Here is a 20,161-nt window from a genome sequence, read left to right as displayed (position 1 = left end):
AAGCACCCCGGCCTCTCCTGCCGCATAGAGGAGAGACCGGGTGGTTGCAATGCATTCGATGGGAGCTGCGGCATATTTACGACGAGGGAAATGTAAGCTCCGGCGGTTCATCGAGATGCTCAGAGACATATTTTCCGTTTTTCTTTCTCTGGCGGACGCATTCCGTCAGAAGATATTCGATCTGACCGTTGACGGAACGGAAATCGTCCTCTGCCCACGCGGCGAGCGCGTCGTATAGCGCTTCGTTCAGCCGGAGCGGCACCTGCTTCTTGGCCATGGCGGCATCCTCAGTACAGGCTGCCGGAATTGACGACCGGCTGCGCGTCGTGACTGCCGCACAGTACGACCAGAAGATTGGAAACCATAGCGGCTTTCCGCTCCTCGTCGAGCTCTACGACGCTGCTTTCGCGGAGACGTTCCAGCGCCATTTCCACCATTCCCACAGCGCCGTCGACAATCATCTTTCTCGCGTCGATGATCGCAGAGGCCTGCTGGCGCTGCAGCATTGCGGCGGCAATTTCCGGAGCGTAGGCTAGATAGGTGATTCTCGCCTCAAGGATATCCAGCCCGGCCTCGCTGACCTTGCCCTGTATCTGCTCCCGGATGCGCTCCGCCACGACCGTTGTGGAGCCGCGCAGGCTTCCGTCGTCCGCCTGTCCGTCGCCGGTGGTATCGACATTGGGGGCGATATCATAGGGATAAATCTTGACGATATCGCGAACGGCCGTATCTGCCTGCAGGGAGAGGTACTCCTTGTAGTTGTCCACGTTGAACACGGCCTGTGCGGTGTCGCGGACTCTCCATATCACCGCGACGCCGATCTCCACGGGGTTTCCGAGCACATCGTTGACCTTTTGCCGGGCGTTGCTCAGCGTCATGGCCTTGAGGGATATCTTCTTTGATTCGGCGAGTGCCTGACCGGAGGTAATATTCATATTGAGCTCAAGGGATTGGCGAGAGCCGTTCCCGTCCTTTACATCGCCGCTCTGCCCGAGACGGGTCTTGGCGGCCGGGTTCACCGCGACGCAGAACGGATTGACAAAATAAAAGCCGTCGCCCCGAAGCGTGCCGACGTACTGCCCGAAGAGCGTGAGAACCAGTGCTTCCTGCGGCTTCAGAACCTTAAGCCCAAGGAACGGAAACCAGCCGAGAGACATCCAGATGATGCCGGCAATAAAGCAGACCAGCCTCAGCGCATGCGGTCTGTCCTGCGCGCTGCCCGCGAGGCCCATGGTTCCGAAGGTGAACAGGACGATGGCGGCAATGTACAGAGCAATGAATAAGAGCATAGCGATCATTCCGTTCGGTTGCTTTACAAGTTGTTTTTCTCTCATGATAATCCTCCATGCCGAAGTGCCTCTTCCGAGCCGATTCGAGTCTATTTGATATCAAAATAATATCACATTGTAATGGCGTGTCAATACCTCTTCATCAAAATAAAAAGAGGGACAAAAAGAGCTTCTGCTCCGGCATCCGGGCGAAACTTTTGTGCTGTTCCCATTGATTCCGGGCAAACAGAGGGGGAACTTTTCTCCGGAAGATGGCATAACAGTGACAGAAAGAAAAGCGCTGCGGGGAAGCCCGCGGGGAAAGGACACAGGATGTCGGAAGCGGAGAGGAGAACGCGCGCTGCCCGTGCGGTGGTCGGGGCCATGCGGATGCTGGCAGCGGCCGGGGCAGTGTTTATGCTCGCGGCCTGCGGACAGAGCGGGGAGGCTGCGATGCCCGGAGAGGCTCCGGCAGGAGGGACGATGGAGGAAGTGTCTGTCCGGATGGAGGAGAACGGTGATCTGCCGGAAACCGGGGGCGTTCCGCTTTCAAACAAAGTCCGCGGCGTGAGGGGAGAGCCGGAAAATCCGTCACACCGCCGCCTGTCACGGACAGAGGAGGAAGGCGCGCAGGCCGGGGGCGATGCGGCGGAGAAAAAAATACGTCATATCCAGCTGCTTCTTACCGAACAGAGTTTTTTCAAAAGGGAGGGAGAAGGGGACTGGCTGCCGGCGGTATCTGCGCTTGTGCCGGAGCTTCCGGCAGAAGAGGCGGAACGATACCCAGCGCTTGCGGATGCGCTCTCGGCATACGGCAGAGCGGCGAGAGCTGCGGCAGAGCGAGAGCTGGAGGAGCTGACGGCAAGCTATGCGGCGGCGGGCGGAGCGTCCGGCGGAGAAGGCGGAACGCCGTCGTTCCTCTGTGAAACGACCGGCGCTCTGATGAGGGCGGATACTGCGGCGGTCAGTCTGCTTCTCAGGACGGATCGCTATACAGGGGGCGCCGCCCGTGAGTTCTCTTTTTATGGGGTGAATTTTGACGCGGAGACGGGGAAGCGCCTCTCACTTTCGGATGTGATTGCGGACCCGGAGCGTTTCGCGGAGCTCCTTGACGAGCACTTCCGGGAGAGCTGCCCTGAGACGGAGCGTGATACGGAGCTTCCGGGTGAGGCTTTTCCCGCGTCCGGCGGGGATTCGGATGACGGGGCATGGACCATCGACGCGGAGGGTGTGAATTATTATTTTAGGAAAGAAGCATCCGGCGCTTCCGGTGCGGAGGAGTGGCAGACCGTTTCCGTCCGCTTTGACGAGGCTCCGGAGCTCTTCTCTCTGAAATACAGGGAAGCGCCGGATGCTTATGTCCTGCCTCTCTTCCCGGGGCCCCGTTTCGTGGATGCCGATGGAGACGGCACGCGGGAGGAGGTGAGCGTCGTCTGGGAGAAAAACGATGAGGAGGACAGCTTTTACGACTGGGTGATCCATGCCGGCAGCCGGACGCTCCGGATACAGGACTGGTGTTATTCGGAGGAGAGCTATCTGGTGCGGTCGGATGGTCGCTATTATCTGTATCTCTTCGAGCTCTCGGACAACGATCACACGGTTCTGGGCGTCATTGACCTTGCGAGGATGAACTGCGATGTCGGGAAAAAAACCAACGCATTTTTCCCGGAGCAGGGGCATGGCAGAGAGGATGCGAGGGAAATATCCCTGTTTTACAGCACCCGTTCGGCGTTCGGCAATCCCCGCAGCTTTGAGCTTGGGAGCACGATCCACCTGCTCGGAACCTATACCGGCATCCGGACCTGCCATGTCGGAAGCGACGGCTGGCCGGAGGCGGACAGCCGGGGATTCCGCATCGGGGAGGAGGTCATTCTCCGGACGAAAAAGGCGGTTTCGTGCCGCCTGACGGACGAGAGCGGAGCGGTTCTTAAAAAGGGAATACTGCCGGAAAACTGCTATTTCCGACTCATCCGTACGGACGGCGAGCACTGGGTTGACATGCAGGAGGTGGACGGCGGGGCTGTGACAGAGTCCGGCGAAGAATACGGAACGGATCAGGCGGCGCCCCTCTTGCCGGCGCCCGATTACAGCAGACCGGTCTATCGAATTTATGAGAACCGGTCGGACTGGCCTTACCGCATCGGAGGCGATGAGGAGGGGAACCTGTTTGACGGAATTCATTATGCCGGCTAGGGAGGCATCCGTTTGAAAGTCCTGCTGATGCAGCACGTTCAAACTCGACTCGGAGCGAGACGCCGAGTAGCAGTTTGCATCGGCGAATCTGAAATTCGCCTCGCGGAAAAGAGGAAAAATGAAAAGGAGAGCGGCAGTGCTGCTCCTGTGCATGGCGGTTTTCTGTTCCGACTGCGGGATGAGCCGCCGCGACGGGCGGACGGCGGAAGAGAGCAAGGCGCAGGAAAGCAGCGTATCATCAGGAAGCGGAGAAACAGAAAATCAATCGTCCGGCCGAGACGGATCAGGAAACGTTTCGTCGGAAAGCATGGATGGAAACAAGGCCGGGCGCGGGCGCGAGACGGAAAGAGCGCAGAGGGCAGAGAGCGGGGAGGAGAGCCTGCAGCTTCTGTCTGTCCGCTTCATTCCGATGAACCCATCCGTGGATTCGGACGATGAACAGTTTTCGATTGATTTGCGGTATCCGGAGTATATCGTCACGGATCAGGCGGGAAGCGAGAACATGGATCCGGAGCATCCGAAGCTGAATGCAGCCCTTGCGGAGCATAACGGGGCGATCCGGGAAGCGGTAGAGGAGCTGGGGATGGAAGCGCGGGAGATGCTTTTGCAAGAACAGAGGAATGGCAGAGAGCGGCTCTCCGCTTACTGTGTGGACGAGGCAAAGGTTCTCCGTGCGGATACAAGGATCCTCAGCGTCCGGGACGACATTTCGGTCTATCTCTATGAAGAGCTCCAGACGGAACGGATCGGAACGACTTATGATGCAAAGACCGGAGAAGAACTGCTTCTGGAGGATGTGCTGCAGGACGGCACGGATGCGCTCTGCGCGGCGGCGGAGACGATTCTGCGGGAGGTATATGAGGAGAGCGGCGGAGAACTGCCGTTCGGACGTGATCTTACAGAGAAAATAAAGTCGTGTATGCCGGGGGGGCCGGAAGAAGAGGCGTTGTCATGGACGCTCGGCTATACGGGGCTCACGCTGTATTTTCGCGAGAAAGTATTGATGGAACAGCCTCGTCCTCTCACGGCGTTCCTGTCTTTTGCCAGATTTCGCGGGCTGATCCGGGAGGAATATACCGTGACGCCGGAGAATTTCATTGAGACACTGGAGCAGGGATCGTCCTATCTCCTGCCGGGCAGAACGGCCGGTCCGGCGCTCTGGATCGAGAATACTTCCCGGCATGGGACCGAGGAGCTGTCGGGAGAGTCGGCAATGACGACGGTCTGGCTCGCGAACAACGATTACAGTATGGAATACATGCGCTTTCCGGATGAATATTATCTGGTGCATGCAGGGAACAAAAACTATTTGTATATCCATGTGCCGGTGGGGGACGTTTCATTTTCCACGGATATTTTTGATTTGAACCGGAAAGATTTCAGCCTGCAGAAACCGGAAAATATCGGGGCGGCCTTTGATACGTCATCCTATTACCCGATTGATCCGGCTCATATGTACATGACGACCTTTGACGAGCGGATGGATGACAGACCGGTGACGGATGAATATTCGATCGGAGCGGACGGGCTGCCTGAGGCGCTGTCGCAAAGAAGCGGTGAGAGCGCGCCGCCTGCGGATGATGAAGCGGGACTGTTTGAGGAGCTCGCGGGGACATGGCGTGTGGACGGACAGGAGGGGACGGCATATTTTGTCTTTGAGGAGACCGGGTATTACACCGCCTTTTACGCTTCCGGCGCCGTGGAGTACGAAGGATATATGGTACAGAACGCGGAGGCTCTCTACGAGCTGGAAATCGATATGCTGAGTGAGGAGGGGGAGCGGATCAATTCCTTTGTCCTTACGTCTCCGGATGAGTTCTGGCTGACTGCGGCGGCCGGAGGAGACAGCATACGTGTGGTCCGGGATCGCCGCTGACGTCAGAAGAGCGAAGAGTCGGAAGTTACAGGTTTAGCTCTCGGTAAAAGGAGGTCATGATCTCGGCGGAGCGGTGGAGAGATGCGAGCTCGTCCGGTTCCATCTTGATCTCGACGGTCTCCTTGGCTCCGGTCTTGTCGATTACGGTCGGAACGGACAGAAAGACGCCGTTCAGATCGTACTGCCCGTCGACGCAGACCGTGACGGGATAGATTCGGTTCTCGTTGAAGAGAATGGATTTGACGATGGCCGCTCCGGAGGCGGCGATGCCGTAGCAGGTATTGCCCTTGCGGTTGAAAATGTCCCAGCCGGCCTGTCCCGTGCGCCGCAGGAGCTCCTCTTTGGTGATGTCCCGCGTCCGATCAGCATTGTCGGCAAGAACGTCATCGATGCGCTTCCCTCCGATGCTGGAGGAATTCCATGAAACAAATTCGCTGTCTCCGTGCTCGCCGAGCACAAAGGCCTCCACGCTCTTGGCGTCGAGATCATACATCGCCGCGAGCTCGCAGCAAAGGCGCGCACTGTCGAGATTTGTCCCGCTGCCGATCACCTGATTTTTCGGGAGGCCGGAGAGCTTCCATACGTAGTAGGTCATGATGTCGACCGGGTTCGAGATGATGAGAAAGATTCCGTCGAAGCCGCTTGTCATAACGCTTCCGACAATGCTGCGCATGATGCTCATGCTCGGGGCGAGCATCTCCAGCCGGTTGTGTGAATCCTTTGGCATCGGCGCGGAGGCAGTGATGATGATGACATCGGCATCGGAGCACTCGCTGTAATCGCCGGCATGCACCTTGATGTTGCGGTTCATGAAGTAGACGGAGTGCTGCATGTCGAGCGCCTCTGCATAGGCTTTGTCCCAGTTGACGTCGATCAGTACGATCTCCTCGCAAAGTCCCTGATTGATGATGCTGTAAGCGGTGGTGGAGCCTACGTTTCCTGCCCCGACGATTACGACCTTGGAATCCTTGAAGCTCATAATGAGTCCATCCTTTCTTTCGGGCAGAGCCCGTTCTTTTCCCTCAGCACTATCATAGGCGTACAGCGTATTTTTTTCGACACTTTTTTCGACTGTTTCTTTTCGGAAAAACAGGATGCCGCCGCAGCGGAAACATCGTATAATACTGTATGTATAGGCCTGCAGGGGCAGAAAAACGGGAAATGGAACGGAATATATGAGGATCACAATTCTCACGATCTGTCCGGAGCGCTTCGGCGATTTTCTGCGGTCCCCGGTTATCGCCCGCGCCGTGCGCAGGGGAGTTGCTGAAATTGAGATCGTGGATATCCGGGAATTTGCGCGCGGGAGCTTCCGCGCAGTCGATGATTCGCCCTTTGGCGGCGGTGCGGGGCTGATTCTCCGTGCGGGGCCGGTTATGGACGCGGTGCGCCATGCGCGGGGAGACGGAGAGGGGGTGCGCGTCGTTTTCCTTTCTCCGGCAGGGGAGCGCTATTCGCAGAAAAAAGCACATGAGCTCGCGGAGCGGTATGAGCATGTGATTTTGCTGTGCGGACATTATGAGGGGATTGATGCGCGTGCGTTTGCCTGTGCGGATGAAATGCTCTCCCTTGGAGATTACATTCTTACGGGAGGGGAGCTTGCCGCCGAGGTCGTCGCCGATTCGGTCATCCGCCTTCTTCCGGGCGTGCTCCGCGGGGAGAGCGCTGTGCAGGAATCCTTTGAGGACGGCCTGCTGGAATATCCCCAGTATACGCAGCCGGCAAAGCTCATGACGGAGGACGGCGAGCGCTCCGTTCCGGAGGTGCTGCTGTCGGGGAATCATGAGAGGATCCGGCAGTGGAGGCGAAAGGAATCGCTGCGCCTTACCGTTTTGCACCGCCCGGAGCTCGTGGAGCGTCTGCGCGGGGATGGCGGACTCACGGCGGAGGATGAGCGCTTTCTGGAGGAGATCACAGCGGAGGGGCGCGTGCCTCGCACGACAGTGCTTCGGCTTGGAGGAGAGTTATGGGAATTTTTTCGAGGTGGAAAAAAACAGACCACGAAAATGAGGAGATACAGCAGGAGCTCCGCGGGAGCGCTGCGGCAGGTGAGGCGCCGGAGGATGATCAGACGCTCGAGCAGGCAATCGCAAGAGCGGTCGAGGCTGCGGCAAAGACAGGACCGGAGCAGAGCGCACAGGATGCAGGCGCCGGGGAGGAGCTCAAGGAACCGGCGGTTCCGGAGAGCCTCAGGGGGGAGACACCGGGCGGAAAAGATATGAAAGAGACGGAAAAAATAAAAGAAGAGTTAAAAGAGGCGGAAGAGACAGAAGCCGCGGGGGAAATTCCCGCCCGCCGGAGAGAGCGGCCGCTGCGTAAAATGAGCCGTCTTGAGCTGATCGATGTAATTTATGATCTGGCGGTTCGGAATCAGGGGCTTGCGAACGAAAAGGCCGAGCTTGAGGCGAGACTCCGCGGGGGGCAGGAGAAAATGGAGGAAAAAGAGCGGCAGAACGAGGCGGCAGAGGCAGCAGTCGCGGCGGAAATCATAAGCGCCGGGGAGCAGGCGGAGCCGGAGGCGGAAGACGCTGCGGAGGGGGATGAGCCGGAGGCTCTCCGGTATTACGGGCAGGCCGCCAGGGGACATACGCCGGCGGATATTGTTCTCCGCAATGCACAGGCGCAGGCGGCCCGCATTATTTCCAACGCACGGGCAGAAGCGCAGGTTGAGCTGAAAGCGGCGGTGGAGGCACATAATCGTGCGGACGACAAGCTGAAAGCCGCACAGGAGAAGCTGGAGGCCGCGGAATCGGATGCGGTGAATGCGGAAAAGCTGCGGCTTGAAGAGCTGAAGCAGGAGCAGCAGGACGTATCGGACCGGCTGAGAGCGCTCTGCGGAGAGCAGGCGGAGCTCGGGGAAAAGATAAAGGAGCTCCGGACCCGGCTTCTTGCGGCAGAGCAGGAAGAGCAGGAGAAGCTGCGGGAAGCGGCGGCGCGCCGGGAGGCCGCCGAAGAGGAGCTCCATCAGCGGCAGCAGGCGGCACAGGCCGCAGAAAAGAAAGAAAAGGAAGCAAGGGCCGCTCTGCAGTCCATGGAAGAAAAAAAGCGGGAGGCCGAGGCGCTGATTCTTGAATCCGGCGAACGCATCAGGAATGAGGAGAAGCAGGCCGGCGAGAGATTCGCGATCGCCATGGAGACACAGCGCATGGCGGAGCAGGAGCGTGCCGCGGCGCAGGAGGACCGCAAGGCGGCGCAGGAAGACCGTAGGGAGGCGCAGGAGGCGCGGAAAGCCGCACAGGAAGAGCGGACGGCGGCCTCCGAGCTCCATGAGTATGCCAAAAAGGAGTTTGAGGCGGTCAAGGCGAAAGAGCAGCAGCTTAATGCCCGCATCAGCGCCGATCCGGACGAGGGGCTCAGTCATGAGGAGCGCTTCAACCGCAGACTCAAGGAGCTGGCGACGATGGTACGTGAGCATCCGGAGCTCAAGGGACGGTTGTCCCACAGAGAGAGCTGAGTGTGTGCCTGCATAAAGTGTTTCGGCGGGGTGCATGGTATGTCTGCCCGGTGTAGGAGGCCCCGGCAGTTTGAGGATTGCTATGACAGAAATCGGAAACAAAACGGAAAACGGGATGACGGAGCAGGACGGAACGGCCGCTTCGGAAGCCGCGCTGTCCTCCGGGAACGCCACGGCGGAGCCGCTGCCGTCTCTTTCAGAGATTGCGGATGAGAGGGAGAGGCTCGCACAAAAAAGAGAGAGACGGCATGTGGTCTCTCTCTCTGTGCTTCTTGCGCTTCTTATCGCGCTCGCCGCGATACTGGTCGGTCTTCTGACGGGCGTTCTCCCTGTCTGAGAGATATTCCGCGTGGGGGCTGAGACTTGAAAATATCCGATGAATGGGCTTCTGATCCGGGAGAATTTACCCCAGAGGGAATTCCTCGCCGTCTCTTTCGTCGTATTTTACGTCGCAGTACCGGCAGCGGTAGATCTGGCGGCTCTCATCGGCGAGATAGAAGATATGCGGCAGCTCGTGTTCGACCGAGGTGATGCAGCGGGGATTGTTGCAGCGGATGATGTCGACAAGCTGCTTCGGCAGGTCGAGCTTCTTTTTTTCAATGATCTCCCCGTCCCGGATGACATTGACGGTGATGTTGTGGTCGATGAATGCGAGGGCGTCGAGATCAAGGGTTCCCACGGGGCATTCCACTTTGAGGATGTCCTTTTTGCCCATGGCATTGCTGCGGGCGTTCTTGATGATGGCGACGGGGCAGTCCCGGCGGTCAAGTCCCAGATGGCGGTAGAGGTACATGGCTTTTCCGGCGGGGATATGATCCAGAACAAAGCCCTCTTCGATTTTTCCTACGTTCAGCATATGAATCACCATGCCGAAGCACTTTGTGCGAGGCACGCGCCGCAAAACCGCGCGGGCGGTTTTGCGGCTGCGATCAAAGGCTATCTGGGCTTCGGCACAAATAGCTATGTGAAAAATCTCTGCGCCGGCGCGTAGTGTGTCGAACCGCTTCGCGTCTCATGCCGTCTCACTGCGTAACAGCACTTTTCGCTCACGGAGCAAATCAGCGCATCAGTGTGATTTTTCACATGATCCTCCATATGGTTTTTTCCCGGTGCAGACGATGAGCTCGTCTGTTTTTTTGTGGAGCTGAATCAGTGCAGAGCGGACGGCTCAGTCCGGAGCAAGTCCGAGCAGTGTCAGAATGGCCGCCATCCGGACGAGGACGCCGTAGCGCACCTGCAGGAAATAGGCGGCGCGGGGATCATCGTCAATCTCGGGGGCAATCTCGCCGACCCGCGGCAGAGGGTGCAGAATATAGCAGTCGGGACGCGCCGCCGAGAGCTTTCTTTTGTCCAGAATATAGAAATCCTTGAGGCGGATATAGTCCTCCTCGTTGAAAAAGCGCTCTTTCTGCACTCTCGTCATATAGAGAATATCGAGCTGCGGAATGGCGTCCTCGAGCCTCGTGACCTCCTCGAAAGGAATATTCCGGTCGCGCAGCATATCGCTCACATAGTCGGGCATGCGGAGCTCGTCGGGACTGATGAAGACGAAGCGGATACCCTCGTAGCGCGCCATGGCGCTCACCAGCGAGTGCACCGTCCGGCCGAATTTCAGATCGCCGCACAGTCCGATGGTCATGTGCTCGAGGCCCCCCTTGAGACGCCGTATCGTCTGCAGGTCGAGGAGAGTCTGCGTGGGGTGCTGATGTCCTCCGTCTCCGGCGTTGATGACGGGAATCCCGGAATACTGCGCGGCGACGGCGGCGGCTCCCTCCTTGGGATGCCGGATGGCGGCGATATCGGCAAAGCAGGAGATGACGCGGATGGTATCGGCGACCGATTCGCCCTTGGAAGCGGAGGATACCCCGCCAGAGGGAAAGCCGATGACAGAGCCGCCCAGATTCAGCATGGCTGTCTCATGAGAGAGGCGGGTGCGCGTGCTGGGCTCGAAGAACAGCGTCGCCAGCTTTTTGCCCTCGCAGGCATGCGCATATTTTGTGGGGTGCGCCTCCATGTCGTCAGCGAGGAGGAAGAGCTTTTCAAGCTCCTCGACCGTGAAGTCCTGCGGTGTCAAGAGATGCTTCATAAAAATCACCATGCCGAAGCACTTTGTGCGAGGCACGCGCCGTAAAATCCGCGCAGGCGGTTTTACGGCTGCGATGGGGGCTATTTGGGCTTCGGCACAAATAGCCGTGTGAAAAATCAGCGCATCAGCGTGATTTTTCACACTAATCCTCCATTGCGGCTTTCTGCGCCGCGGCGGCCGGCGCCCGGAAAAAAGGAATCAGCCGGCGTCATAGGCGATCCCGTGGTGCTCGAGGAAGCGGCAGACCGTCCGGTCCCAGAGCTTCTCCGCGCTGCGGTCCAGCGTGAAGTCGGAGTAGGAGATGCCGGTTACGATGCAGACCTGCCCGCCGTCGTAGCGTATCGTCATGAGCAGCGCGCCGATCGGGAGCGAGATGTTTTCCTCCCCCAGAGTGCGGGGGAGGAACTCGGGGCGGAGCCGGAGAACAAAGCGGAAGCCCACCGGAGCTTTTTTTCCTTTGATAAGCTCCCGGCAGAGCGGGCGAAGCTCGCTCCATGAGGCGAACTCATAGCGTCTCTCCTCCGGATCGTTCCACTCCTCCTCGCTGTAGAAGCTGCGGTTCAGGCGGGAATCAAGCGTCCATGTCACGGCGGTGCGTACCGTGCCCTCCTCCAGAAGAAAAGAGTCGAAGCACTCGGAGGAGAAAAGCTTTCCCATGAAAGGGCTTACGTTCTGTATCATAAGTTCTGTCATAAATAAGTCGGACCTCCGGAGATCATTGTACAACAATCTGCGGAGGTCTGACATTTTTTATTGTATGAGAACGGCAAAACGGTAATTCAAAAGGAAGAGAAACGCCAGCTGCAGAACGAGAATGGCGGGAATGCCGAAGCGGAACAGCGGCTTCTTTGTCTTGTGCCGGAAGCCGTACATGCCGACCAGCGAGCCGATGGAGCCGCCGATCAGGGCGAGCAGGAGGAGCGATGCCTCGGGAATCCGCCACTCATGATTGACCGCCCGGTGCTTGTCGGCTCCGTAAAAGAGCCATGCAATGAGATTTACAGCGGCGAAATAGACCGCAAGAATCAGAATCGTAGGCATAGACCCGCTCCTGTGCAGGCGCTTTGAAAAAGCGTTATCCTTTTGTAAAAAACGTTATTCCTTTGTCTTCTGCGAAGACTTCATACTGACCTTGCCTGCCACCTCGAGCATCTTCATTGCGCGTACCTTTTCGGGCAGACCGAACAGCGTGATGAAGCCGGCGGCGTCCTTGTGATCATAGAGGTCGCCGGTGGTGAAAGAAGCCAGACTCTCATTATACATGGAATAGGGAGCCGTGGTACCGGCCTTGATGATATTTCCCTTGTAAAGAATGAGATTGACCGTGCCGGTGACGTATTCCTGCGTTTTTTCAAAAAACGCGCGCTCGGCCTCGCACAGAGGGGAGAACCATTTGCCCTCATAGACAAGGGAGGCGAAATCTCCGGATAGACGCTTCTTGACCTCGTAGGTTCTGCGGTCGAGAATAAGCTCCTCGAGCTGCTCGTGGGCGGCATAGAGAATCGTTCCGCCCGGGGTCTCGTAGACGCCCCGGCTCTTCATTCCGACGACCCGATTTTCCACGATATCAATGATGCCGATGCCGTTTTCGCCGCCGATGACATTCAGCTTGCGGATGATGTCCGAGAGCTTCATCCGATTTCCGTTCAGAGCGACGGGAACGCCCTTTTCAAAGTCGATAGACAGACTGGTTTCCCTGTCCGGCGCCTTTTCCGGGGTGACGGAGAGCACGAGCATATGGTCAAAATCCGGCTTGCAGGCCGGATCCTCGAGCTCGAGCCCCTCATGGGAGATGTGCCAGAGATTCCGGTCGCGGCTGTAACTGCTGTCGGGAGAAAAAGGGAGGTGAATGCCCTTGGATTCGCAGTAGACGATCTCTGCCTCGCGGGAATCGATGGTCCAGTTGGGATCGCGCCATGCCGCGATGATCCGGATATCGGGAGCGAGCGCCTTGATGCCGAGCTCAAAGCGAACCTGATCGTTGCCCTTTCCGGTTGCGCCGTGGCAGATGGCGGCGGCGTTTTCTTTGCGCGCGATTTCGACGAGCTTTTTGGCAATCAGGGGACGGGCCATGGAGGTTCCGAGGAGATATTCGTTCTCATAGATGGCGTGGGCCTGAATGCAGGGGGCGATATATTCGTCGGCAAATTCATCGACGACATCGAGCTCGTACAGCTTCGACGCGCCGGAGGCGGCCGCTCTCTCATCGAGGTCGGTCAGCTCGGACTCCTGTCCTACGTTGATGCAGACGGCGATCACATCATAATCATAAACTTCTTTGAGCCACGGAATGATGGCGGTGGTGTCGAGGCCGCCCGAATAGGCAAGGATCACCTTTTTCTTTTGCGAGACTGTTGTTTTGTCGACATAAGCGCTTTCTTTTCTGTCTGTCATGAGAACCCTCCATGTAATATGAAGCAAATCATTATCTTACAGCTCCGGCGCCGGCAGCGGCGCTTCTCAGTACATGAATATACAGCAGCCTGCCGCGGAATACAAGTGTAATTTTATGCAAATAAGCAGGAGCAAATACGGAATAAATGAATAAATAAGTGAAAAATCAAAAGTTTTTATTGATAAATATTCATTGAGGATGTATAGTATGCGAAAAGCCGGGAGGAGAGCCGCGCGGGAGCTGTGCGGAGAGTTTCGGCAGAGAGGAAGCGTATGATACGAGCTGGTGTGGTCGGTGCGACAGGATATGCGGGAGCGGAGATCGCCGCGCTCCTTATGGGACACCCGCAGGCGGAATTGGTCTGGGCGGGGAGCCGGAGCTTTGCGGGACATCCCCTTTCGGAGGTATACGGCAATCTGCGCGGGATCAGCGGGCTTGTCTGCATCGACGACGATACAGAGACGCTGCGGCGCGATATTCTTCGCCTTGCAGAAGATGTGGATGTGATTTTCACAGCGACGCCGCAGGGCGCCAGCAGCTCGCTTGTCACAGAGGAGCTGCTGGAAAAGGTGAAAGTGATCGATCTGAGCGCGGATTTCCGCTTTGCGGACACGGGGGTCTATGAGCAGTGGTACGGAATCCGGCACGGTGCGCCAACGCTGGTGAAGCAGGCGGTCTACGGTCTGAGCGAGCTCATGCGGGAGGAAATCCGGCATACGCGTCTTCTTGCAAATCCCGGCTGCTTTACGACCTGTGCGATTCTGACGGTTTATCCTCTTATCAAAGAGGGACTCGTCGATCCCAACACGCTGATCATTGATGCGCTGAGCGGGGTGTCCGGCGCGGGGCGGGGGGCGAAAATCGCCAGCCTGTTCTGTGAGGTCAATGAAAATGTGAAAGCTTACGGTGTCACGTCACACCGCCATACGCCGGAGATCGAGGAACAGCTCGGCAAAGCGGCCGGCAGAGCGCTGACGCTGCAGTTTACGCCGCATCTTGTCCCGATGAACCGGGGGATTCTTGTGACCGGCTATGCGGAGCTTGCGGCAGCGGACGGCTCGGGGCTGTGCGGAGCCGCGGCCGCGCGCGCGGGCGTTCTGCCGCAGGAGGAGACGCTGCGGGCCGTTTATGAGAAGTATTACGGCGGGGAACACTTCATCCGCCTGCTTCCGGGGGATGATCTTCCCGAGACGCGCTTTGTTGAGGGCAGCAACGATGTGGACATTAATTTCCGCATTGACTCGAGAACCGGGCGCGTCGTCATGCTGGGGGCGCTGGATAATCTGGTAAAGGGCGCGGCGGGACAGGCGGTGCAGAACATGAATATCATGTTCGGACTCCCGGAGAGCAGCGGACTGGAGCTGGTTCCCCGCTTTCCGTAGAGCAGGGCAAAGGAGGCGGCAGTGCGGGATTCAGGGCAGAAAGAGAGGAACGCCGTGCGTATCATACCGATGGAAGCGGAACATTACGAAGAGGTGCATCGCCTCTGGGAGCATATTGACGGCTTCGGGCTGCGCAGCATCGATGACTCCCGCGAGGGAATCACGCGCTTCCTGCGCCGCAATCCGGGGCTCAGCGTCGTGGCGGTCGCAGAGGAGGAGACGCCCGCGCCGGGGGGTGGTGCACAGAGCCGGCGGGAACGGGTCGTGGGCTCGGTGCTCTGCGGGGAGGACGGCCGCAGGGGATGCCTCTATCATGTGTGCGTGGAGAAGCGCTACCGGAGAGAGGGGATCGGCGCCGGCATGGTCGAGCGCTGTATGCGCTCGCTCCGGGAGATCGGGATCAACAAGGTCAGTCCGATCGCGTTCACGTGCAATGACGTCGGCAATACATTCTGGAAATCCGAGCGCTGGACAAAGCGGGAGGATCTTAATTATTATGACTTCACGCTGAACGAGGAAAACATCACGAGCTTTGTGAGAGAGCAGGACTGAAACGGAGGCGGAGCATGCAGTATACGGAGGGCGGCGTTGCCGCCGCGAAGGGCTTTCATGCCGCGGCGGCTGCGGCGCATATCAGATATGAGGGACGAAGCGATATGGCGCTGGTATTCAGCGAGACTCCCTGCACGGCGGCGGGGGTCTTTACGTCCAATATCGTGCAGGCGGCGCCGGTGCAGTGGGACAGAGAGAGGCTGAAAGATGATTCTGCCCGCGTCCGTGCGGTTGTCGTCAATGCGGGCATTGCCAATGCCTGCACCGGTGCGGAGGGCCTGCGCTGCTGTGGGGAGACGGCTGAGGCGGCGGCCTCTGCCCTCGGGATTCGTGCAGAGGAGGTATTGCTTGGTTCCACCGGCGTGATCGGCATGGCGCTCCCGATGGATAAGATCCGGGCGGGTGTGCGGAGTCTGGCGGCGGGCGCCGGCCATTCGAGGGAGAAAGGAACGGAGGCGGCGGCGGCCATCATGACGACGGATACCGTCCGGAAAGAGGCGGCCTGCACGTTCACGGTCCGGGGACAGCAGCCGGGCGAGGCGGTTTCCGTCACACTCGGAGGAATGAGCAAGGGCTCCGGCATGATTCATCCGAACATGTGCACCATGCTGGCCTATGTCACGACGGACCTCGCGATTTCAAAGACGCTTCTGGACAAGGCGGTGCGTGCGGTGACGGCAGATACGTTCAATATGATTTCCGTGGATGGCGACACTTCGACGAATGATACCTTTCTGTGTCTGGCGAACGGCCTTGCCGGCAACATGGAGATCACCGCGGAAAATGAGGATTACGCGGCCTTTGAGGAGGCGCTCCGGTCGGTGTGCCGGATTCTGGCGAGGGCGATGGCGGCGGACGGCGAGGGAGCGACAAAGCTCATTGAGACGACGGTCATGCACGCGGCGACGAAGAATGATGCGAGAAAGCTCGCCCGGTCGGTCGTATCCTCGAATCTGACCAAGGCGGCCGTCTACGGGAGAGATGCCAACTGGGGGAGAATACTCTGCGCGCTGGGATATGCGGGAGCCGCGTTTGACCCGGATCGGACGGAGCTCTATTTTGCAGCCCCCGGGGAAGCGGGCAGGGAGAAGCGGCTGCTCATCTTTTCGGGCGGACGTGCCGAGGATTACAGCGAGGCGGAGGCGGCAGAGCTCCTTTCCGGGGCGGAGGTCCGTATTCTCTGCGATATGCACATGGGAGAAGAAGAGGCGACCGCGTGGGGCTGTGATCTGACATTTGATTATGTCCGGATCAACGCCGATTACCGGAGCTGAGGAAAAACAAGCAGAAAAGACGCGGCAGGGAGAAGAAAGCGATGGAAGAGAGACAGGCAGATCAGAAGACGGGAAATCTTGACGAGGCACAGCGCAAGGCGGAGGTTCTCATTGAGGCCCTGCCGTATATTCAGCGCTATCACCGCAAGATCATCGTCGTCAAATACGGCGGCTCCGCCATGAGCGATCCCGCACTGCAGCGCAGCGTGATATCGGATGTGGCGCTGCTCCGGCTGGTCGGCTTTCAGCCGATTCTCGTCCACGGCGGGGGCAAGGCGATCAGCGGCTGGATTTCGCGGACGGGAGGAGAGGCAAGGTTTGTGAACGGTCTGCGGGTGACGGACGAGGAGACGATGGAAATTGCGGAGATGGTGCTGAACCGCGTGAACAAGCAGCTCGTTGCCATGGTGGAGGAGCTGGGTGTCCGCTCCGTCGGCATTTCGGGAAAGGACGGCCGGCTTCTCCACTGCCGCAGGAAGCTTGTGGAGGGAGAGGACATCGGCTTTGTCGGCGAGATCGACCGCGTGAATCCCAGCGTTCTTCTCGATCTTCTGGAAAAGGACTATCTGCCGGTCGTCGCGCCCACGGGGCTCGACAGCGCGTATCAGACATACAACATCAATGCGGACGACGCGGCCTGCGCGATTGCAAAGGCGGTCGGGGCGTACAAGCTCGTGTTTCTGACCGATGTGGAGGGCGTGTACCGGGATTTTGACGACAAGGGCTCCTTTCTGTCCCGCCTCACGGTTTCGGAGGCCCGGGAGCTCATGGAGGCGGGCGTCGTCGGAGGAGGCATGCTGCCGAAGCTGGGGAACTGCCTTTCGGCGGTGGAGGCGGGCGTCGACCGCGTGCACATTCTTGACGGGAGAATCCCTCACAGCATGCTGCTGGAAATTTTTACTGACAGAGGAATCGGAACCATGTTCTGCCCGGACGGCGACGAGCTGTGACGATCCGGGTGCAGAGAGCCGGAATCAAGACAGGAGGAGCGGCAATGAGCAGACAGATGAACGAGATGATCGAAGAGGCGGAGCGCGATCTGCTTCATACCTACAACCGGTATCCGCTTGTGCTGGACCGAGGAGACGGGGTATATCTCTATGACAGCGACGGCAGAAAGTATCTGGATTTCATGGCGGGAATCGCGGTATTTGCGTTCGGCTACAACAACAGGGAATTCAATGACGCCCTGAAATATCAGATCGGAAAAATTATTCATACGTCCAATTATTTTTACAATGAGCCGGCGATCCGCGCGGCGCACCGTCTCAAGGAGCTCTCCGGCATGGACCGCGTTTTCTTTACCAACAGCGGTGCGGAATCCAACGAGGGAGCGCTCAAGGCGGCGATGAAATATGCCTGCGCAAAGGACGGGAGGAACGACCACGAGGTCATCGCGATGCACCATTCCTTTCACGGCCGCACCTACGGTGCGCTCTCGGTCACGGGGAATGACCGCTACCGCCGGTCTTTCGGACCGATGGCCTGCAATGTCCGGTTTGCAGAGCTCAATGATTTCGACTCGGTTGAGGCCCTGGTGAACGACAGAACCTGCGCCGTCATACTGGAGGCGGTGCAGGGAGAGGGCGGTCTTGTCCCGGCGGAGGAGGCGTTCCTTACGCGCGTGCGTGCCCTCTGCGACGAGAGGGATATTCTCCTGATCATGGACGAGGTGCAGTGCGGCATGGGGCGCACCGGATATATGTTCGCGTGGCAGAAGTATGGGGTGAAGCCGGATATCATGAGCTGCGCCAAGGCGCTGGGCTGCGGTGTCCCGGTAGGAGCGTTTCTCATGACGGAACGGGCTGCGGCGAGGAGCCTTGCCGCGGGCGACCACGGGACGACCTACGGCGGCAATCCGTTTGCCTGCGCGGCGGTGAACAAGGTGCTGGATCTCTTTGAGGAGATGGAGCTGGTAAAGCATGTGCGGGAGCTCACACCGTATTTTGAATCAAAACTGGACGGCCTTGTGGTAAAATACAAGAGCGTCCGTGAGCGCCGCGGAGCAGGGCTCATGCAGGGGCTGGTCTTTGACCGGCCGGTCGGCGGCATCATCGGGGACGCAATGAAGCACGGTCTGATACTGATCAATGCGGGTTCTGACATCCTCCGCTTCGTCCCTCCGCTTATCATCACGGAGAGGGAGATCGACGAAATGCTCTCGATTCTTGAACCCGCCATTGCGAGAGAGGAAGAAAAGAACAGGGAATGAGCTTCAGAACAAGAATCGTTTCGGCCGTTCTGGTTATGGCCTTTATGGGAGGCCTTATCTGGGTCGCCGCCTCCGGACGCACGCTGGGAAGCGACGACGGGGACGGCGGTTCTCTGTTTGCGGCGGGCAGAACCACCATCAATCTCTGGTATGCCGACGCAGCACTGACAGACTATCTCAACGAAGTTGCGGTCGCCTACAACGAATCGCAGAGCCGCTGCCGGATCGAACCCTCGCTCCGAAGCGGCGTGGAATATCTGGAGGCCATCAGCCGCGCCTCTGTGGAGGCGGACCGGGACATGCCGGACGTGTATGTCATCAGCAACGACGCGCTGGAAAAAGCGGTGCTGGCGGGACTGGCGGCTCCGGTTGACGACAGCGCGGCCTTTGAGAACACGGAGACCTATCCGCAGACCGCCATCGACGCCGTCACCTGCCATGATGCGGTATACGGCTATCCGTTCTATTTTGAGACGGCAGCGCTTCTTTATAATAAGGAGTATGTCGCGGCGGCGCAGGCGGCGGAGGAGGATGCCGAAGAGGACGCCGGGGAGGAGAGCGGGAGCAGCGCGGAGCTGCCGTCGACGATACTTGATATTATTCAGTTTGCGGGAGGGTACGACGCTCCCGAAGGAGTGAGCTCCGTATTTACTTGGGATGTGGGAGATATCTTCTATAATTATTATTTTGTCGGAAATATGATCGACGTCGGCGGGCCGTGCGGGGACGACAGCTCGCGCATTGATATTTACAATGCGCCGGCCATCCGCTCGCTGCAGGTCTACCAGCAGCTCAACCAGTTTTTTTCCATTGATACAAAGAGCGTGAGCTACGAATCGGTGCTGAGCGATTTCATAGCGGGCGGGCTGGTGTTTACCGTGGCGACCTCCGACGCGGTGCAGACGATTGCTGCGGCGAAAGCGGACGGGAGCTTTACCGGGGATTACGGTGTTCTGCAGCTCCCGGATATCAGCGACGATCTGCAGACGAGAGGGCTCTCGGTGACGAGCTGCCTCGTGGTGAACGGCTATTCGGAGGAGCAGACCGAGGCGAACCGCTTCATACGCTATCTTCTCTATGAGAAAAGCGAGGATTTCTTCCCCCGGACGGGGAAGCCGCTGGCGCAGAACGGCTGCCGCTATCCGGATGAGCATATGGACGGATTTTTCAGCGCCTATGCGGACTCGGTGCCGATCTCCAAGATGCGCGCCACAAGCAACTTCTGGATGCTGCTCGAGAATGCGTTTTCGGAAATATGGGACGGGGCTGACCCGAACGCGGCGCTGAAAGCGCTGTATGAGCAGACCATGATTCAGATCACCGGGAACGACGGCTTTTCTGTTCCGGCGCTGGAGGATCCGGAGAAAATCGACATCAACGCGGAGCTGTCGGGCGGAGAATAAGCGGGCTTGCGTTCCTCTCTCTCCGGACGTATGATAAAAGCGGTACGGCAGTGCCCTCCAGGAGCA

The 20,161-nt window shown here is 58.6% G+C and carries 18 protein-coding genes; 10 read left to right on the top strand and 8 right to left on the bottom strand.

The window, feature by feature from the left end:
* Positions 1-76: 76 nt before the first annotated feature.
* Both E0E20_RS04340 and E0E20_RS04335 read right to left on the bottom strand, forming a co-directional pair.
* Positions 77-277 carry a PTS ascorbate transporter subunit IIC gene (locus tag E0E20_RS04340; RefSeq protein ID WP_130836993.1) on the bottom strand — a complete coding sequence of 67 codons (201 nt, stop codon included), beginning with the start codon at positions 275-277 and terminating at the stop codon, positions 77-79.
* A 10-nt stretch (positions 278-287) separates the two neighbouring features.
* On the bottom strand, positions 288-1,334 hold the full coding sequence (locus E0E20_RS04335; RefSeq protein WP_130836992.1) for an SPFH domain-containing protein: 1,047 nt from the start codon (positions 1,332-1,334) through the stop codon (positions 288-290).
* A 267-nt stretch (positions 1,335-1,601) separates the two neighbouring features.
* On the opposite strand from E0E20_RS04335, the gene E0E20_RS04330 reads away from it, so the two are divergent.
* Both E0E20_RS04330 and E0E20_RS04325 read left to right on the top strand, forming a co-directional pair.
* Positions 1,602-3,461, top strand: coding sequence for an LptM family lipoprotein (locus E0E20_RS04330; protein ID WP_130836991.1), 1,860 nt, complete (start codon positions 1,602-1,604; stop codon positions 3,459-3,461).
* Positions 3,462-3,579: 118 nt separating this feature from the next.
* The gene (locus E0E20_RS04325; RefSeq protein WP_130836990.1) at positions 3,580-5,337 is read left to right on the top strand and encodes a hypothetical protein; all 1,758 of its coding nucleotides are present in this window, start codon (positions 3,580-3,582) and stop codon (positions 5,335-5,337) included.
* A 25-nt stretch (positions 5,338-5,362) separates the two neighbouring features.
* Here the strand turns inward: E0E20_RS04325 and E0E20_RS04320 are convergent, their stop codons facing one another.
* Positions 5,363-6,316: an L-lactate dehydrogenase gene (locus tag E0E20_RS04320; protein ID WP_130836989.1), complete on the bottom strand. Its 954-nt coding sequence runs from the start codon at positions 6,314-6,316 to the stop codon at positions 5,363-5,365.
* Positions 6,317-6,512: 196 nt separating this feature from the next.
* Here E0E20_RS04320 and trmD point away from each other — a divergent pair, with 196 nt between their 5' ends.
* Together trmD and E0E20_RS04305 are read left to right on the top strand one after the other, a co-directional pair.
* A complete protein-coding gene (gene trmD, locus E0E20_RS04315; protein ID WP_130836988.1) occupies positions 6,513-7,559 on the top strand; it encodes a tRNA (guanosine(37)-N1)-methyltransferase TrmD in 1,047 nt (348 codons plus the stop codon).
* A 1,314-nt stretch (positions 7,560-8,873) separates the two neighbouring features.
* The gene (locus E0E20_RS04305) at positions 8,874-9,128 is read left to right on the top strand and encodes a hypothetical protein (RefSeq protein ID WP_130836986.1); all 255 of its coding nucleotides are present in this window, start codon (positions 8,874-8,876) and stop codon (positions 9,126-9,128) included.
* A gap of 66 nt (positions 9,129-9,194) precedes the next feature.
* On the opposite strand, the gene E0E20_RS04300 is transcribed toward E0E20_RS04305, so the two are convergent.
* The 5 genes from E0E20_RS04300 to E0E20_RS04280 form a co-directional block, all read right to left on the bottom strand.
* A complete protein-coding gene (locus E0E20_RS04300; RefSeq protein WP_130836985.1) occupies positions 9,195-9,647 on the bottom strand; it encodes an aspartate carbamoyltransferase regulatory subunit in 453 nt (150 codons plus the stop codon).
* Positions 9,648-9,959: 312 nt separating this feature from the next.
* On the bottom strand, positions 9,960-10,877 hold the full coding sequence (gene pyrB / locus E0E20_RS04295) for an aspartate carbamoyltransferase (protein ID WP_130836984.1): 918 nt from the start codon (positions 10,875-10,877) through the stop codon (positions 9,960-9,962).
* A 198-nt stretch (positions 10,878-11,075) separates the two neighbouring features.
* Positions 11,076-11,570: a DUF5721 family protein gene (locus E0E20_RS04290; protein WP_130836983.1), complete on the bottom strand. Its 495-nt coding sequence runs from the start codon at positions 11,568-11,570 to the stop codon at positions 11,076-11,078.
* Between the two features lie 57 nt (positions 11,571-11,627).
* Positions 11,628-11,918, bottom strand: coding sequence for a DUF1294 domain-containing protein (locus E0E20_RS04285; RefSeq protein ID WP_130836982.1), 291 nt, complete (start codon positions 11,916-11,918; stop codon positions 11,628-11,630).
* A 54-nt stretch (positions 11,919-11,972) separates the two neighbouring features.
* The gene (locus E0E20_RS04280; protein WP_130836981.1) at positions 11,973-13,271 is read right to left on the bottom strand and encodes an argininosuccinate synthase; all 1,299 of its coding nucleotides are present in this window, start codon (positions 13,269-13,271) and stop codon (positions 11,973-11,975) included.
* A gap of 273 nt (positions 13,272-13,544) precedes the next feature.
* Between E0E20_RS04280 and argC the strand changes: the two genes are divergently transcribed.
* The 6 genes from argC (at position 13,545) to E0E20_RS04250 (ending at position 20,095) form a co-directional block, all read left to right on the top strand.
* Positions 13,545-14,654 carry an N-acetyl-gamma-glutamyl-phosphate reductase gene (gene argC, locus E0E20_RS04275; protein WP_130836980.1) on the top strand — a complete coding sequence of 370 codons (1,110 nt, stop codon included), beginning with the start codon at positions 13,545-13,547 and terminating at the stop codon, positions 14,652-14,654.
* Positions 14,655-14,723: 69 nt separating this feature from the next.
* Positions 14,724-15,206, top strand: coding sequence for a GNAT family N-acetyltransferase (locus E0E20_RS04270; protein ID WP_130837196.1), 483 nt, complete (start codon positions 14,724-14,726; stop codon positions 15,204-15,206).
* Positions 15,207-15,220: 14 nt separating this feature from the next.
* Positions 15,221-16,480: a bifunctional glutamate N-acetyltransferase/amino-acid acetyltransferase ArgJ gene (argJ, locus tag E0E20_RS04265; protein ID WP_130836979.1), complete on the top strand. Its 1,260-nt coding sequence runs from the start codon at positions 15,221-15,223 to the stop codon at positions 16,478-16,480.
* Positions 16,481-16,521: 41 nt separating this feature from the next.
* On the top strand, positions 16,522-17,430 hold the full coding sequence (argB, locus tag E0E20_RS04260; protein WP_130836978.1) for an acetylglutamate kinase: 909 nt from the start codon (positions 16,522-16,524) through the stop codon (positions 17,428-17,430).
* Positions 17,431-17,474: 44 nt separating this feature from the next.
* The gene (locus tag E0E20_RS04255) at positions 17,475-18,692 is read left to right on the top strand and encodes an aspartate aminotransferase family protein (protein WP_330508786.1); all 1,218 of its coding nucleotides are present in this window, start codon (positions 17,475-17,477) and stop codon (positions 18,690-18,692) included.
* The gene (locus E0E20_RS04250; RefSeq protein ID WP_130836977.1) at positions 18,689-20,095 is read left to right on the top strand and encodes a sugar ABC transporter substrate-binding protein; all 1,407 of its coding nucleotides are present in this window, start codon (positions 18,689-18,691) and stop codon (positions 20,093-20,095) included. Before E0E20_RS04255 ends, E0E20_RS04250 begins: the two co-directional genes overlap by 4 nt.
* The last annotated feature ends 66 nt before the right edge of the window (positions 20,096-20,161 follow it).

Origin of the sequence: Lachnoclostridium sp. Marseille-P6806 (genome assembly GCF_900625025.1) — a bacterium.
Lineage (GTDB): Bacteria > Bacillota > Clostridia > Lachnospirales > Lachnospiraceae > CAG-791.
The sequence above is the reverse complement of the archived record's forward strand: the minus strand, read 5'-3'. Positions and strand labels throughout refer to the sequence as shown.

Excerpts from the sequence above, each read along its gene's own strand:
- E0E20_RS04250 (WP_130836977.1), top strand. The coding sequence starts at position 18,689 with ATGAGCTTCAGAACAAGAATCGTTTCGGCCGTTCTGGTTATGGCCTTT.
- argJ (WP_130836979.1), top strand. The coding sequence starts at position 15,221 with ATGCAGTATACGGAGGGCGGCGTTGCCGCCGCGAAGGGCTTTCATGCC.
- E0E20_RS04285 (WP_130836982.1), bottom strand. The coding sequence starts at position 11,918 with ATGCCTACGATTCTGATTCTTGCGGTCTATTTCGCCGCTGTAAATCTC.
- E0E20_RS04300 (WP_130836985.1), bottom strand. The coding sequence starts at position 9,647 with ATGCTGAACGTAGGAAAAATCGAAGAGGGCTTTGTTCTGGATCATATC.
- E0E20_RS04340 (WP_130836993.1), bottom strand. The coding sequence starts at position 277 with ATGGCCAAGAAGCAGGTGCCGCTCCGGCTGAACGAAGCGCTATACGAC.
- E0E20_RS04290 (WP_130836983.1), bottom strand. The coding sequence starts at position 11,570 with ATGACAGAACTTATGATACAGAACGTAAGCCCTTTCATGGGAAAGCTT.
- argB (WP_130836978.1), top strand. The coding sequence starts at position 16,522 with ATGGAAGAGAGACAGGCAGATCAGAAGACGGGAAATCTTGACGAGGCA.
- trmD (WP_130836988.1), top strand. The coding sequence starts at position 6,513 with ATGAGGATCACAATTCTCACGATCTGTCCGGAGCGCTTCGGCGATTTT.
- E0E20_RS04280 (WP_130836981.1), bottom strand. The coding sequence starts at position 13,271 with ATGACAGACAGAAAAGAAAGCGCTTATGTCGACAAAACAACAGTCTCG.
- pyrB (WP_130836984.1), bottom strand. The coding sequence starts at position 10,877 with ATGAAGCATCTCTTGACACCGCAGGACTTCACGGTCGAGGAGCTTGAA.
- E0E20_RS04335 (WP_130836992.1), bottom strand. The coding sequence starts at position 1,334 with ATGAGAGAAAAACAACTTGTAAAGCAACCGAACGGAATGATCGCTATG.
- E0E20_RS04320 (WP_130836989.1), bottom strand. The coding sequence starts at position 6,316 with ATGAGCTTCAAGGATTCCAAGGTCGTAATCGTCGGGGCAGGAAACGTA.
- argC (WP_130836980.1), top strand. The coding sequence starts at position 13,545 with ATGATACGAGCTGGTGTGGTCGGTGCGACAGGATATGCGGGAGCGGAG.
- E0E20_RS04270 (WP_130837196.1), top strand. The coding sequence starts at position 14,724 with ATGGAAGCGGAACATTACGAAGAGGTGCATCGCCTCTGGGAGCATATT.
- E0E20_RS04325 (WP_130836990.1), top strand. The coding sequence starts at position 3,580 with ATGAAAAGGAGAGCGGCAGTGCTGCTCCTGTGCATGGCGGTTTTCTGT.
- E0E20_RS04255 (WP_330508786.1), top strand. The coding sequence starts at position 17,475 with ATGAGCAGACAGATGAACGAGATGATCGAAGAGGCGGAGCGCGATCTG.
- E0E20_RS04330 (WP_130836991.1), top strand. The coding sequence starts at position 1,602 with ATGTCGGAAGCGGAGAGGAGAACGCGCGCTGCCCGTGCGGTGGTCGGG.
- E0E20_RS04305 (WP_130836986.1), top strand. The coding sequence starts at position 8,874 with ATGACAGAAATCGGAAACAAAACGGAAAACGGGATGACGGAGCAGGAC.